Origin of the sequence: Macrococcus brunensis, from assembly GCF_004359615.1 — a bacterium.
Classification (GTDB): Bacteria; Bacillota; Bacilli; order Staphylococcales; family Staphylococcaceae; genus Macrococcus; species Macrococcus brunensis.
On sequence record NZ_SCWA01000008.1, the window covers coordinates 44,389 to 57,809 of the forward strand.

The 13,421-nt window shown below is 44.1% G+C and carries 15 protein-coding genes and 1 riboswitch; of the genes, 13 read left to right on the top strand and 2 right to left on the bottom strand.

The window, feature by feature from the left end:
* The first annotated feature begins 189 nt into the window (after window positions 1–189).
* Window positions 190–293, top strand: a riboswitch (SAM riboswitch).
* Between the two features lie 80 nt (window positions 294–373).
* From mtnK to ERX27_RS05660, 11 genes are all read left to right on the top strand, one after another.
* Window positions 374–1,567 (top strand): S-methyl-5-thioribose kinase, encoded by a 1,194-nt coding sequence (gene mtnK / locus ERX27_RS05610; RefSeq protein ID WP_165983101.1) that lies wholly within the window; start codon window positions 374–376, stop codon window positions 1,565–1,567.
* A complete protein-coding gene (gene mtnA / locus ERX27_RS05615; RefSeq protein ID WP_133431853.1) occupies window positions 1,564–2,580 on the top strand; it encodes an S-methyl-5-thioribose-1-phosphate isomerase in 1,017 nt (338 codons plus the stop codon). The genes mtnK and mtnA overlap by 4 nt, the downstream gene beginning before the upstream one ends.
* Window positions 2,577–3,620: a sugar ABC transporter substrate-binding protein gene (locus ERX27_RS05620; protein WP_133431854.1), complete on the top strand. Its 1,044-nt coding sequence runs from the start codon at window positions 2,577–2,579 to the stop codon at window positions 3,618–3,620. The genes mtnA and ERX27_RS05620 overlap by 4 nt, the downstream gene beginning before the upstream one ends.
* The gene (locus ERX27_RS05625; RefSeq protein WP_133431855.1) at window positions 3,621–4,979 is read left to right on the top strand and encodes a sugar ABC transporter ATP-binding protein; all 1,359 of its coding nucleotides are present in this window, start codon (window positions 3,621–3,623) and stop codon (window positions 4,977–4,979) included.
* A gap of 1 nt (window position 4,980) precedes the next feature.
* A complete protein-coding gene (locus ERX27_RS05630; RefSeq protein WP_133431856.1) occupies window positions 4,981–5,943 on the top strand; it encodes an ABC transporter permease in 963 nt (320 codons plus the stop codon).
* Window positions 5,936–7,099: a 2,3-diketo-5-methylthiopentyl-1-phosphate enolase gene (locus tag ERX27_RS05635; RefSeq protein WP_243715869.1), complete on the top strand. Its 1,164-nt coding sequence runs from the start codon at window positions 5,936–5,938 to the stop codon at window positions 7,097–7,099. The genes ERX27_RS05630 and ERX27_RS05635 overlap by 8 nt, the downstream gene beginning before the upstream one ends.
* A complete protein-coding gene (locus tag ERX27_RS05640; protein ID WP_133431858.1) occupies window positions 7,084–7,731 on the top strand; it encodes an MtnX-like HAD-IB family phosphatase in 648 nt (215 codons plus the stop codon). The genes ERX27_RS05635 and ERX27_RS05640 overlap by 16 nt, the downstream gene beginning before the upstream one ends.
* Window positions 7,728–8,342 (top strand): methylthioribulose 1-phosphate dehydratase, encoded by a 615-nt coding sequence (gene mtnB, locus ERX27_RS05645; protein WP_133431859.1) that lies wholly within the window; start codon window positions 7,728–7,730, stop codon window positions 8,340–8,342. Before ERX27_RS05640 ends, mtnB begins: the two co-directional genes overlap by 4 nt.
* Window position 8,343: 1 nt before the next feature.
* Window positions 8,344–8,859, top strand: coding sequence for a 1,2-dihydroxy-3-keto-5-methylthiopentene dioxygenase (locus ERX27_RS05650; protein WP_133431860.1), 516 nt, complete (start codon window positions 8,344–8,346; stop codon window positions 8,857–8,859).
* Window positions 8,860–8,949: 90 nt separating this feature from the next.
* Window positions 8,950–10,005 (top strand): branched-chain amino acid aminotransferase, encoded by a 1,056-nt coding sequence (locus ERX27_RS05655; RefSeq protein WP_133431861.1) that lies wholly within the window; start codon window positions 8,950–8,952, stop codon window positions 10,003–10,005.
* Window positions 10,006–10,014: 9 nt separating this feature from the next.
* Entirely contained in the window at window positions 10,015–10,707 is a 693-nt protein-coding gene (locus ERX27_RS05660) for an HAD family hydrolase (RefSeq protein ID WP_133431862.1), read from the top strand.
* Window positions 10,708–10,721: 14 nt separating this feature from the next.
* Here the strand turns inward: ERX27_RS05660 and ERX27_RS05665 are convergent, their stop codons facing one another.
* Window positions 10,722–11,378 (bottom strand): deoxynucleoside kinase, encoded by a 657-nt coding sequence (locus ERX27_RS05665; RefSeq protein ID WP_133431863.1) that lies wholly within the window; start codon window positions 11,376–11,378, stop codon window positions 10,722–10,724.
* Window positions 11,371–11,964: a deoxynucleoside kinase gene (locus tag ERX27_RS05670; RefSeq protein ID WP_424960613.1), complete on the bottom strand. Its 594-nt coding sequence runs from the start codon at window positions 11,962–11,964 to the stop codon at window positions 11,371–11,373. Before ERX27_RS05670 ends, ERX27_RS05665 begins: the two co-directional genes overlap by 8 nt.
* A gap of 63 nt (window positions 11,965–12,027) precedes the next feature.
* On the opposite strand from ERX27_RS05670, the gene tadA reads away from it, so the two are divergent.
* Both tadA and ERX27_RS05680 read left to right on the top strand, forming a co-directional pair.
* On the top strand, window positions 12,028–12,546 hold the full coding sequence (gene tadA / locus ERX27_RS05675) for a tRNA adenosine(34) deaminase TadA (RefSeq protein WP_133431865.1): 519 nt from the start codon (window positions 12,028–12,030) through the stop codon (window positions 12,544–12,546).
* Window positions 12,543–13,412 carry a Cof-type HAD-IIB family hydrolase gene (locus ERX27_RS05680; RefSeq protein ID WP_133431866.1) on the top strand — a complete coding sequence of 290 codons (870 nt, stop codon included), beginning with the start codon at window positions 12,543–12,545 and terminating at the stop codon, window positions 13,410–13,412. Before tadA ends, ERX27_RS05680 begins: the two co-directional genes overlap by 4 nt.
* Window positions 13,413–13,421 lie beyond the last annotated feature (9 nt).

Sequence of the window (13,421 nt, forward strand, 5' to 3'; positions counted from 1 at the left end):
TCAGCTCCCGTTTTCTTTAAATTCTAGCAAACCTCCAGGCAGAATAAAACAACTGTATTTTAAATAATCTGAATCGTCTAAGAAAAGTGTACATAAGAGATACAAGCAGCATGGTTAGAAATTTCTGAAAATAGTGTTGACATTAAATCTGCTGTCCTTTAATATTCATATTAACCAAAAACTAAATAGTTCTTATCAAGAGTGACTGAGGGATTAGGCCCGATGACGTCCAGCAACCTGTCCGATGGAAAAGGTGCCAATTCCTACAGTACACATGTACTGAAAGATAAGTAGAGATACTGATGGCGACGTTTTTCCTGTGAACAGGAGAAACGTCTTTTTTTGCTTCTTGATGATGAACAAGGGGGAAATTATGAATTTTGATGAGTATTTCTTAATGGATGAACAAGCAGTCAGCGATTATATCAAATATAAGACAACTCTGTTTGAGACTGATGAACTGTTTGTAACGGAGATTGGTGACGGCAATTTAAACTATGTTTTTAGAGTTTCAGATGGAGATCGTTCTGTCATCGTTAAGCATTCTGGGCACACTGCGCGGATCTCAGATGAGTTTGTTCTGTCAACAGACCGCACGATCAGAGAAGGACACTTGATTCAGGCGCATAGCCATTACGTTCCTGATCTTGTACCTCAAATCATCCTGATTGATCCGATTATGAAATGTGTCATCATGGAGGATTTAAAAGACTATACGATATTACGGACAGCGCTTCAGGACGGACAGACATTTCCGTTTCTAGGGCAGGAGCTCGGGCGCTATTTAGCAGAGACTTTAATCCGGACTTCAGATTTTGTGATGCCCGCTAAAGAGAAAAAAGCACTGCAGAAAGAAATGATCAATCCGGAACTCTGTGAGATTACTGAAGATCTCGTCTATACAGAACCTTTTTATAATAACTTCAATCGTAATGAGCTGTCTGAAGACTTAGCGAGAGTAGTAGACCGCATCGTCTATCAGGACCCTGCTCTTAAATCAGCAGTTGCGCAGGCGAAGCTGAAGTTTCTGAATAAAGCAGAGAGCCTGATTCATGGTGACCTGCATTCCGGCTCAATCTTTATCAACTCGTCAGGACTTAAAGTCATCGATCCTGAATTCGGTTTCTTTGGCCCGGCTGGTTATGACCTCGGCAATATTATTGCCCATCTGTTCTTTGCCCATACGTATGCCTCATCATCAGGACGAGTCGACCAGGCCCTCTGGATAGAGCAGACGCTTGAAGAAGTGCTTCAGACATTCCGGTCTCAGGCGCTCACTATTTTACAGCAGGAGACAATAGATGTGGCTTTGCGTGATTCATCTATTTTTGCAGGATTTATCAATGAAATCGAAAAAGATGCTTACATTGTCGCAGGACTGGAGATCATCCGCCGCATTGTAGGTATTGCCAAAGTTACAGATATTACGAGCTTACAGGATGACCGCATTACAGCCGAAACGCAGCTTCTGCTGTTCGCAACTTTCTTAATCAAACATCCTGAGCAAGTCAGAGCTTTTTCCTCGCTGTTCACGCTGTTTGACAGTAGCAAGGAGTCAGTCGCATGAAAACTATCTCGTACAAAGACGGCAAACTGACGCTGCTGGATCAGACACAGCTGCCTCATCAGACGACATACATCACTTATACAGAACATGAGAAAATTGCTCGCGCCATTGAAGATATGGTGGTCAGAGGAGCACCTGCTATCGGTATAACAGCTGCTTATGGCGTCGCAGTAGGCGCACGTGAATATCAACGTGGTTCTTTCAAAGAACATATGACACGTGTTATCGAAAGACTGCAGCATACACGGCCGACTGCTGTTAACCTGCACTGGGCACTGAAACGGGTTCATGCAGTAGTCACTGATCATCCTGCTGAAACGATTCAGGCGCTTGAACAGGAAGCAGAAAGAATCTTTGAGGAAGACCAGGCAATCAACCTGGCGATTGGACAGCATCTTAAAAGATTAGTAACAGAATCATCAGCTTTTCTGATTCACTGCAATCCTGGACGCCTTGCCACCAGTGATTACGGTACAGCGACAGCACCTTTCTATCTGGCCCACGTGGAAGGTGTGAAGTTTAAAGTCTATAGCGACGAGACCAGACCAAGACTACAGGGTGCTTTGACAGCCTACGAACTATCAGAAGCAGGTATTGATGTAACGGTCATCACAGATTCAACAGCCGCGACATTGATGCAGCAGGGGAAGATAACAGCAGTATTTGTAGGATGCGACAGAGTGGCAGCGAATGGCGATGTCGTCAATAAAATCGGGACATTGCCGCTTGCGATAGCCGCTCACTATTTTAAAGTGCCTTTTTATGTGGCGGCACCCACACCAACGTTTGACCTGACGATAGAAGACGGCAGTCATATTCCGATAGAAGAACGTCATGCGACTGAAGTGACACATATTCGTGAGCAGCCGGTCACAATCGAAGGGACTGTCTACAATCCGGCGTTTGACGTCACACCAGCCGCGCTTATTACCGGCATTGTCACAGAACACGGGGAAATCGAACCTACTTATGAAGCAATTAAGAACTTATTCAGCAAAGGGGAAAAAGAATGAAACGAACACTTGGGATATTAATGACTGCAGGTATACTGCTTGCAGGATGTGGTCAAGAAGAGAAAACAGCAACTAGCGCAAACAAAGAAGTAGCGGGTAAGAAAATTGCAGTCATCAGAAACCTGGCGAGTGATGACCATACGAAACAATTTATTGATGGCGCTAAAGCTGAAGGAAAAGCATTGGGCCTGACAGTGGACACTTTTCTGTCGAACGGCAATGATGCTAAGTTTCAGCAGCTGGTCGATCAGGCAGTTCTGAAGAAGTATGATGGTATCATACTTTCACACGGAAAAGAAGATTACAGCTACAACCTAGTTAAAAAAGTAGCTGATGCAGGTATTAAAGTCGTTACTTTTGATACAAAGTCAGATCAGAACGGCAAAGTACTGGATCACGTAGTCGCAACAAGTCAGGATGACCATGCACTGGCGGAACTGTCACTCGATGCGCTGATCGAAGACAAAAAACAACCGGTCAAAGTACTGAAGTTATGGGTAGGACCCGGGTTCCTGCCACTGGATAGAAGAGAAGAAGTATTTAAGGATTATGTAAAAGAAGGCAAAATTAAAGTCGTTGAAACAGTAGGACCGACAAACTTTGAAGATGTGTCAGGTGATGTTAAGAAAAAGACAGCTGCAGTTTTAGCAAAATATAACAATAAGGATATCGATGCTGTCTGGGGCGCTTGGGATGAAATGACAAAAGGTGCTTACTTAGCCATCAAAGAAAAACAGGCTGTGTTACCGATTTATTCAATCGATATCTCAAACCAGGATATTAACTTCCTGAAAGAACTGAATAGCAACTGGAAGACGACGGCTGGTGTCAATCCAAGAGTGATAGGTATTACAGATGTCAGACTGCTGGCGAAGCAGCTGAATAATGAGAAAGTACCTCAGACCTATGAATTCAAACCTGTTCAAGTGAAGCAAAGTGATCTGAAGAAGGATTCGACAATGGAGAACCTGTCGCAGACGATTCCTTCGTTTGGCGACACAGGACTATTCCAGTCTGAGTGGATGAAGGAGAAGAAGTAAGTGGAGTACCGAACTGAAGACCTCTGTTTGACACTGTCCGGACAGAAGATACTGAATGATATTTCACTCGACTTTAAAACAGGACAGATTCATGCAGTCATCGGGAGTAATGGGGCAGGAAAATCATCGCTTATGAAAGTGCTGAGCGGTCATTACCCTTATCAGACAGGGAAACTATTCAAAGACAACAAACACGTTAAAGACTTCAGTCACGATATTGCTTATGTGGCGCAGGAGGTTGATGAAGTCCTGTTCAATGACCTCACTGTTTATGATAATTTGATCGTTCATGACTTAAAGTCAGGGTTTGTCTACAGGCGGAGGCGTTATGATGAACTGAAAAAATGGATCGAACAGTGGCAGCTGGACCTGTCACTCGACCAGTTAGTCAGGTCGCTGACTTTATCCCAAAAACAGATTATCGTGATTTTAAGAGCTATTCTCCAGAACAAGAAACTCATCGTGCTGGATGAACCAACTGCAAGTCTCAGCCAGAAAGAAGTCAGCGAGTTATTTAGAGAACTGGAACGCCTGAAAGAAGAAACAGCGATTATCTTTATTTCGCATCATATCCATGAACTGCTCGCAGTGGCTGATGAAGTCATCGTTCTGAGAAACGGTGAAGTTTATGACAGAAGACCTGTAGACGACTGGACAGAAAAAACACTTGCTGCAAGTATTACAGATCAGGCGGCTCTGTCTAAAAGGTTACCGGTACAAAAGGGAGAAGAAATCCTCAGCATTAAAGGTATCAGTGAAGAAATGCTGACTGATATTTCGCTCGATATCTATAGCGGAGAAGTTGTGGGAATAGCAGGACTGGTCGGTGCCGGAAAAAGTGAGCTGGCTGATTATCTTTTTCGTCAGACAAAGGGACTTGCTGCCTATGTGCCGGAAGAACGGCAGAAACATGGGCTCGTCATGGATCACAGTATCAATGATAATGTACATTTTGCTTCTGCACCGTTCATCTATAAAAACGAGAAAGACGTTACGCACACACTCGCAGAAGCGGTTACTTTAAAATTTGGGCGTGTAACGGATACTGTTCAGACGTTATCAGGGGGGAATCAGCAGAAAGTCGTGCTCATGCGAGGTCTGAAGAAACAAGCGCAGCTCTTTATCTGTGATGAGCCCATGACAGGTATAGATGTCGGTGCAAAACAGGATATCTTTCGCAATCTGGAAGCCTTGAAGCACGAAGGCAAAGGAGTCATCTATCTGTCATCTGACTTTAGAGAACTCTTAACGATAGCAGATCGGATCTATGTGATGAATAAAGGTCGTATTGTCGCTGAAAGACCTTCTGCTGAATGGACCGAACAGGAACTTTTATATATTGCATCTGGAGGACAATAACATGAGAATCAAACAACTGGGACTCCCAGCTGTCATCGTGCTGTTGCTGATTATTTTTACAGTGACTGCACCTCACTTTTTATCGATGAATAATATCACGAGTATTGTAAGTGGGATGGTCATCGTGACGATAGTGGCAATGGGCCTGACTTATAGTCTGAGTGTAGATGGTTTCGATTTATCGGTAGGTTCTACCGTCACACTCAGTAATACACTTATTATTTCACTTTTCGTCTGGCATCAGCTGTCACTTGGTTTATCCATCCTTGTCACACTGGTTTGTATCATCGGCGTGGCACTGCTGAACTTACTGCTGATTCTTTATTTCAAAGTACCGGACCTTTATGCGACACTTGCGACCATGTTTATTGTCGAAGGAATTGCGCTGACTTACTCTGAGGGCGGATCTATCAGTGTGGGTATGTCAAGACAGGACGGCAGTGCAACGTCAGGACAGATTCCGGCTGATTTTTCAGCGTTAGCTTCTCCTCTATCACTGATTATGATACTTCTGATTATTGGTGTTATTGCCTATCTCTTATTACATCGGACAAATCCTGGACGCATTATGTATATGATTGGCTCTAATAAACAGGCGGCAAAATTCAGTGGCATCAAAGTACATCGTCACATCGCGGTAGCTTACATCATCTCTGCCTTACTGGCAGGTATCAGCGGCATTCTGCTTGCAGCACAAGTATCTTCTGCACAGATTAATTCAGGAGCAGGCTATCTGATGACTGCAGTAGCGGCTGCATTTATAGGGGCGACAGCATCAGCCAGTCATAAACCGAATGTGATAGGTACCATTCTCGGTGCACTTTTGATTGCAGTACTTGAAAATGGACTCGTTATGTTATCAGTCCCGTACTATGCACTGAATATTGTAAAAGGGTGTGTACTTGCCATTGCACTTATTTTAAATTATCAGCAGTTCACTAAAGGAGGTCGTCATCGTGTCTGAAATCACAGCCACTTATTTTTTCAAGGGGAAAGTTGCAGATCCTAAGCCATTTGCAGAGAAGCTCGCTGTCGGTCTGACGGTCGGCAGCTGGACAGAGCTGACAGAACTTGATCAGCAGCATCTTGCTGCCTATAAAGGTCGGGTTGTTCAGGCAGAACAGCAGCCGGACGGACTTTACATTAAAATTGCCTATCCGGATAAAAACGTTACGCCTGACTTTTCTTCTATTTTGACGACCATATTTGGCAAGTTATCGCTGGATGGTGCGGTTAAACTTATCGATATTGATTTAGGGGATTATACTAGACATTTCCCGGGTCCTGCTTTCGGTATTGAAGGTATACGTCGTCAGCTGGATGTTGAAGCACGACCACTTGTGATGAGTATTTTCAAAGGTATCATCGGACGTAATTTAGAATTTTTCAAAGAGCAGCTTCGTGCTCAGGCACTCGGAGGTGTGGACGTTATTAAAGATGATGAAATTCTCTATGATGTCCCTGAGCTGCCATTTGAAGAGCGTATCAGTGCTGCAGCGGCTGTACTGAAGGAAGTTGAAGACGCGACGGGACATAAAGTTCTGTATGCAGTCAATCTCTCGGGACCTGTCTTCCAGCTCAAGGACAAAGCCATGCGTGCTAAAGAATTGGGCGCTACAGCTATTCTTTTCAATGTTCATGCTTATGGACTGGATGTTCTGAAAGGAATCAGAGAATTGAACATCGGTCTGCCGATTCTTGCACATCCTGCTTTTGCCGGTGCACTTGCGGGTAGTGACAGCTATGGTATCAGCTATCCGCTCCTTATCAGTAAGCTTGCACGGTTAGCAGGAGCCGATCTGATATTATTTCCGGCGCCCTATGGTTCTGTTCCACTTGATGAGCAGGAAGCAGAAAAAATTGTGCAGGCAGCCCGCTCAGAAGCTGCTGTGCCGCGCGCGTTTCCAGTCCCTTCTGCGGGCATTCATCCGGGGCTGGTCAGTCGTCTGATTGATGACTTCGGTCATGATATTGTTATCAATGCAGGAGGCGGGGTCCATGGTCATCCGGATGGTGCTGCTGCCGGAGGACGAGCATTTTTTGAGGCGATCGACTTATATGAAGGTAAAGCGGCAGGTACAGCATATGAAAAGGCGGTGAAACAATGGGGTACATCATAGCCTGTGATTTTGATGGCACGGTAACGGCTAGTGATACCATTATCGCTATTATGCAGCGTTTTGCGCCGACAGACAGTCAGGCGACTTTAAGTCGTATTCTGGACAGAACACTATCTATTCAGGAAGGTGTCACCACTCTTTTCAATCTGCTGGATACTAGTAAACGGCAAGCGATTGTTGAGTTCGTCCGCCAGGAAGTCAGTATCAGACCGGGTTTTCAGACCCTTCTGGATAAAGCACAGGAGCTGGATATTCCGTTCTATATCATCAGCGGTGGGATGCATTTTTTTATTGATCCTATTTTGAGTGATTTCACCGGCATAGAAGCGGTCTACGCCAACAACGTGGATTTCAGCGGTGAGAAAATGCTTGTGGAATGGCGCTATCCATGTGATGACGTGTGCGCATCGGGTGAGTGTGGGACCTGCAAACCATCCATCGTCAGAACGCTCGGCAGCCATCAGGTCATTGCTATTGGTGATAGTGTAACCGATATTCGGCTGGCTGAAGTCGCTGATATTTTGTTTACGACTGATAAGCTGACTACTTATGCAGAAGCAGAAGCTATTCCGCATATACCGTTTCAGACGTTTTATGACATAGTCGAACAATTAGAGGAGGTGGTCAGATGACGTGTGATACGCTGCATAACCTGACAATCGTTAAAGAACGACTGGCGGCCCGCGGATTATTTCCCGGGACAAGTGGTAACCTCGGGATCAGAAATGACGACGGTACATTGTATGTCACGACAAGTGGTGTTGATAAATATATTACGAATGACCGAAGTTTTGTTCACGTTTCAAAAGAAGGTAAGCCTCTTACTGAACTCAAGCCTTCTCTTGAAACAGTACTTCACGTCGAGATATTCAAAAGAACAAAGGCACGTACTTCTATTCACATCCATACAGTCAGCAATAACGTCATATCTGAAATATACGGGAACCAGGGTAAGATTGTCTTCCGTAATCAGGAACTGATCAAAGCATTTGGTTTATGGCATGAGGAAGACGTACTCACTATTCCGATCATCGATAATCCAAGTGATGTGAGCCATCTTGCAGAACTTCTGGTTCCACACCTGACAGCGGATCATGGTGCAGTGCTGATTCGTAATCACGGTATTAATGTCTGGGGCAGGACCAGTACAGAAGCAATGAAGTTATTTGAAGCTGCTGAATTTTTGTTTGATTACCAGCTGCAGCTGAATGCAGCACAATATTATATTAAAGGGGAGAAGTAACATGGCATATTTAGTATTGCAGAAGACACAGGAAAAAATTGAGAATCAGGACAAAGTAAGCGCATACCTTGAGAAAAATGAAGTCATCTATGAGCAGTGGGACACATCAAAATTACCCGACAATCTAAAAGAGAACTATGCACTGACTGATGAAGAAAAAGAAGAGATTCTGACAACTTTTAAATCTGAAATTGATGATATCAGTAAGAGACGTGGTTACAAGGCAAGTGATGTTATCAGTTTATCTTCTGCTACGCCTAATCTGGATGAACTGCTGACTAACTTTCAGCGTGAACATCATCATACAGATGACGAAGTACGTTTTATTGTAAGTGGAAACGGCGTCTTTGTCATTGAAGGATCAGAGCAGTTTTTTGAAGTTCATCTGAATCCGGGTGATCTTATTTCGGTACCACCGAACGTCAGACATTACTTTACACTTGATACGAGCCGTCAAGTTGTAGCTGTCAGAATATTTGTGGATGAGGCAGGATGGGTTCCTGTTTACGAAAAGTAAGAGGCAGAGCATTCAAGTGAATGCTCTTTTTTTATTCCCGTCACTATTTCAGTTATAATGAACCATATCAAGGATATTGGAGGATTAGTTATGAGCGATATTAAAGTGATTGAACGAGAAGAACTGAAAGAAAAGCCGCAGGGACCGATCGGTTTCGGTCAGCTGTTCACTGATTATATGTTCACGATGGATTACAACAAAGAAGAAGGCTGGCACAACGCGGTGATCATGCCTTACCAGAACATTGAAATCTCGCCAGCAGCACAAGTTCTGCACTACGGACAGGCAGTTTTTGAAGGAATGAAAGCATACCGTCAAGGTGACGATATCATTCTCTTCAGACCAGATGAGAACTTCAAGCGAATGAACAAATCCAATGCCCGTCTCAATATTCCTGAAGTGGATGGAGAGTTTCTGTTAGATGCCCTGCAGCAGCTTGTCCGTCTTGAACAGGACTGGATTCCATCTGGTCAGGGTGAATCGCTATATATCCGTCCATTTGTCATCGCTACAGAGCCTTATCTCGGTGTCCATGCAGCGACAGAATATAAATTCATGATTATTCTGTCACCAGTCGGCGCTTATTACGGAGACGACCAACTGATGGCGACACGGATTTATGTAGAGGATGAATATGTACGGGCAGTACGTGGTGGAGTCGGTTTCGCTAAAGTGGCTGGTAACTATGCAGCGAGTCTTGCAGCACAGACGCGTGCTTCAGAACTCGGTTATCATCAGGTCCTCTGGCTGGATGGTGTAGAGCAGCGCTATATTGAAGAAGTCGGCAGTATGAATATCTTCTTTGTTATAAACGGTAAAGTCGTGACGCCTGAACTGAACGGCAGCATCCTGCCAGGTATCACTCGTAAATCGATTCTACAGCTGGCTGAGTATCTTGGTTATGAAGTGGAAGAAAGACGTATTGCGATTGAAGAAATTCTGAGTTCTGAATATGTCTCTGAAATATTTGGCACCGGGACAGCAGCAGTGATTTCACCAGTCGGTTCTATTCGCTATAAAGATCAGGAAGTTGTGATCAATGACGGCGTAACAGGACCTGTGACGCAGCGACTTTACGATGAATATACAGCGATTCAGGAAGGTAAAAAAGAAGACCCATTTAACTGGTGTCTGAAAATTAAATAGAGGTGACATATGACTGAACTCATTATATTTGATAAAGATGGCACGCTGATGGAGCTTGGGAGTGTCATCGTTAAACTCGCAGATGATCTGATTAATGAGTTTTCATCGCGTTCCAATATCCACATACCAAAGTCAGAAATCAAGGATGCTTTTGGCCTCATTGATGATCAGCTGGATAAAGTGCTGCGTGCTGATAGTGTGAAATCGATTGTTGAACGTCTGCGTGTATTGCCGGAAGGAGAAAGAATGGCTGACTGGACGCTCAGCCAGATGGAACATCTTTCGACTGACAATGAAGTCGATGATATAGAAATTATCGAAGGCGGGAAAGATACACTGAAGCGCTTAAAAGAAGCGGGCTATCAACTGGCGATTGTGTCTGCAGATGATCAGTATTCCATGGATTTATTCATCAATAAGTTTGAACTGTCACCTTACTTTGATCTCATCGTCACAAGTGACAATACAGAGCATCAGAAACCGCAGAAAGCACTCATCGATGAGATTATGGATAAACTGAATGTCACTGCGTCCGAGACCGTGATGGTGGGTGACACGGAAATGGACGTTATGCTCGGCAGAAATGGTCAGGTCAAGAAAGTGATTGGCGTACTGAGCGGCTCCGGCGACAGACAGGACCTGCGCGATGCTGATCTGATTTTGAACAGTGTCAGTGAGATTCATATAGACCAAATAAAATAGACCGCATATGCGGTCTATCTTTGTTGTGAAGCACGATGTGCATGAATCACTTTGCCGATTTTTTCGATTACAGGGTCGAGTGAGTCAATATCACCGAAGACATCGTATTCATCGATATGAATGCGGACGACTGGGCAGGCATTGAAGCCGTCAATCCATTTCTCATAACGGGCAAATAAAGCACGCCAGTATGCTTCATCTGTCTCAATCTCCATTTGACGGCCACGTTCAGAGATACGACGTATGACTGCTTCATAATCGCATTCAAGATAAATCAGACAGTCAGGACGAGGGAAATAAGGTGTCATGACCATTGCCTCGTAAAGCTGGCGATAAGTTTCGAAGTCTTCAGCAGTCATTGTGCCACCTTCTTCGTGCATCTTCGCAAAGATGTCGACATCTTCATAAATAGAACGGTCCTGGATAAAGCCGCCACCATATTCAAACATGCGTTTTTGTTCCTTGAAGCGTTCAGCAAGGAAGTAAATTTGCAGATGGAAGCTCCAGCGGTCAAAGTCCTGATAAAATTTCTCGAGATAAGGGTTGTTATCTACTTTCTCAAATGAAGTTCTGAAATTCAGCTTTTCAGCCAGTGCTTTTGTCAGCGACGATTTGCCGACGCCGACTGTACCGGCGATTGTAATGATGGCATCATTGGGTATGTTATACATGGTTTTCTCCTAACAAAGTCGTGATTTGTGATAATATTCTGTCATAATCTTCAGGGCGATGAACAAAATCAAGGTCTGTTGTATCGATAAAGAGAGCATGAGTCGTCGACTGATAGACATCATGATAATCTTTGATCAAGGTCAGTAAATAATCATCAGTAATGGACATCTCGAAGTCACGGTCACGTTTTTTGATGCGTTCCTTAAGGACAGGTAGTTCAGCTGTCAGGAAGATAGTGACATCAGGTCGTCGTAAATCTTCGGTCATGACATCATAAATTTTCTCGAACATCGCGTATTCAGTGGTGTTTAATGTGTTTCTGGCAAAGACTTTATTCTTTAGGATGTGATAGTCGCTGATGACAGAGCGGTCAGCGAGGTCGTTAATTTGTTTATAGCGGTTACAGAGGAAGAACATCTCCGTCTGAAAACTCCATTTATTGATGTCTTCATAGAAATCACTGAGAAAAGGATTTTCTTCTACTATTTCATATAACGTCTCCATCTGAAGAGTTTCTGACAGCATACGTGTGAGCGAGCTTTTGCCAACACCAATAGGGCCTTCAATAGCTATATATAATGACATAATTTTCTCCTACCGATAAAATGTATATGTATTGTAACACAAATCGAATTAAGGTGGTCTACGATGAATCATGAAACTTTTATGAAACAGGCGCTGGATGAGGCGCTTAAAGCTGAGGCGATAGGTGAGGTCCCGATTGGGGCAGTCGTCGTGCACCACGGTGAAATCATCGGCCGTGGACATAATCTCAGGGAGACTGAGCAGAATCCGACCTATCACGCTGAAATGATAGCTATCAATGAAGCAGCTGAACATTTAGGCTCCTGGCGACTGGAAGACTGCACTATCTATGTGACGCTTGAACCGTGTGTGATGTGCGCAGGTGCGATCGTCATGAGCCGGATTCCTGTTGTCGTCTACGGCGCGACTGATCCAAAAGGCGGATGCAGTGGCAGTCTGATGAACCTGCTGACTGAACAGAGGTTCAATCACCGGGCGACCGTTATCAAAGGCATCTGTCAGGAAGAATGCAGTGTGATCTTAACGGAATTCTTCAGAAATATACGCAAAAATAAGGTAGCCAGACATAAAGGTGTAGTAAACTTGGAAGTGGCAGCACAAGAAGAGGAGATGAAAGAATGATCAGACTTATCGCAACAGATATGGACGGAACATTACTCAATTCAGGGCACGAAATCTCACAGGAGAACATCGAGGCCATCCGCTATGCACAGAGTCAAGGGGTGACAGTTGTCATCGCCACGGGACGCGCTTTTTACGAGGCGAATATGCCTGTCAAACCAACCGGACTGACGGTTCCCTACATCTGTCTGAACGGTGCAGAAATAAGAGACGAACAGTTTAATATCACGCATACCTCTCATTTAAATCCAGAACAGATCGAAGAAGTGACCGGTGTTCTGCGTAAATATGATATCTTTTATCAAGTCTATACGAACTTCGGTATCTACACAGAAGACAAAGAAAAAGACTTGCAGATTTATCTCGACATTGCCATGCAGGCCGGTAACGAGCCTGATGAAGAAAAGATACGCGAAGGAATCGAAAAGCGTCTTGAACAAGGGACTTTAAAAGAAGTAGATGACTACAGCATGATATATGACCGCGAAGGTGAGCTCGTCATGAAACTGCTTGCTTATACAAGTGATCATGGTAAATTAATGCAGGCTAAAAGTGAACTGAAAGCGTTCAGCAGTCTTGCGGTTTCAGCATCTGCCCGAAACAACTTAGAAATCACACATGCAGATGCCCAAAAAGGAGTCGCACTGAAACGAATCGCTGAACAGCTGGAAATTCCACTGTCAGAAACGATGGCACTTGGAGACAATCTGAATGATGTATCGATGCTTGAAGTAGCAGGGTTTTCTGTCGCAATGGAGAACGCAGCACGTGAGACAAAAGCTATCGCCAAATATTTAACAGATTCAAATGAAGAAAGCGGCGTCGGAAGAGCCATTATGAAGTACGTCAAACAGGAAAATGAATAAAAAAATGGA

What these genes read in the sequence shown, in the direction of transcription:
- ERX27_RS05640 (WP_133431858.1), top strand. Translation starts at nt 7,084, where the DNA reads ATGGGGTACATCATAGCCTGTGATTTTGATGGCACGGTAACGGCTAGT.
- ERX27_RS05630 (WP_133431856.1), top strand. Translation starts at nt 4,981, where the DNA reads ATGAGAATCAAACAACTGGGACTCCCAGCTGTCATCGTGCTGTTGCTG.
- ERX27_RS05670 (WP_424960613.1), bottom strand. Translation starts at nt 11,964, where the DNA reads ATGTCATTATATATAGCTATTGAAGGCCCTATTGGTGTTGGCAAAAGC.
- ERX27_RS05650 (WP_133431860.1), top strand. Translation starts at nt 8,344, where the DNA reads ATGGCATATTTAGTATTGCAGAAGACACAGGAAAAAATTGAGAATCAG.
- ERX27_RS05660 (WP_133431862.1), top strand. Translation starts at nt 10,015, where the DNA reads ATGACTGAACTCATTATATTTGATAAAGATGGCACGCTGATGGAGCTT.
- ERX27_RS05620 (WP_133431854.1), top strand. Translation starts at nt 2,577, where the DNA reads ATGAAACGAACACTTGGGATATTAATGACTGCAGGTATACTGCTTGCA.
- mtnK (WP_165983101.1), top strand. Translation starts at nt 374, where the DNA reads ATGAATTTTGATGAGTATTTCTTAATGGATGAACAAGCAGTCAGCGAT.
- mtnB (WP_133431859.1), top strand. Translation starts at nt 7,728, where the DNA reads ATGACGTGTGATACGCTGCATAACCTGACAATCGTTAAAGAACGACTG.
- tadA (WP_133431865.1), top strand. Translation starts at nt 12,028, where the DNA reads ATGAATCATGAAACTTTTATGAAACAGGCGCTGGATGAGGCGCTTAAA.
- ERX27_RS05655 (WP_133431861.1), top strand. Translation starts at nt 8,950, where the DNA reads ATGAGCGATATTAAAGTGATTGAACGAGAAGAACTGAAAGAAAAGCCG.
- ERX27_RS05680 (WP_133431866.1), top strand. Translation starts at nt 12,543, where the DNA reads ATGATCAGACTTATCGCAACAGATATGGACGGAACATTACTCAATTCA.
- ERX27_RS05665 (WP_133431863.1), bottom strand. Translation starts at nt 11,378, where the DNA reads ATGTATAACATACCCAATGATGCCATCATTACAATCGCCGGTACAGTC.
- mtnA (WP_133431853.1), top strand. Translation starts at nt 1,564, where the DNA reads ATGAAAACTATCTCGTACAAAGACGGCAAACTGACGCTGCTGGATCAG.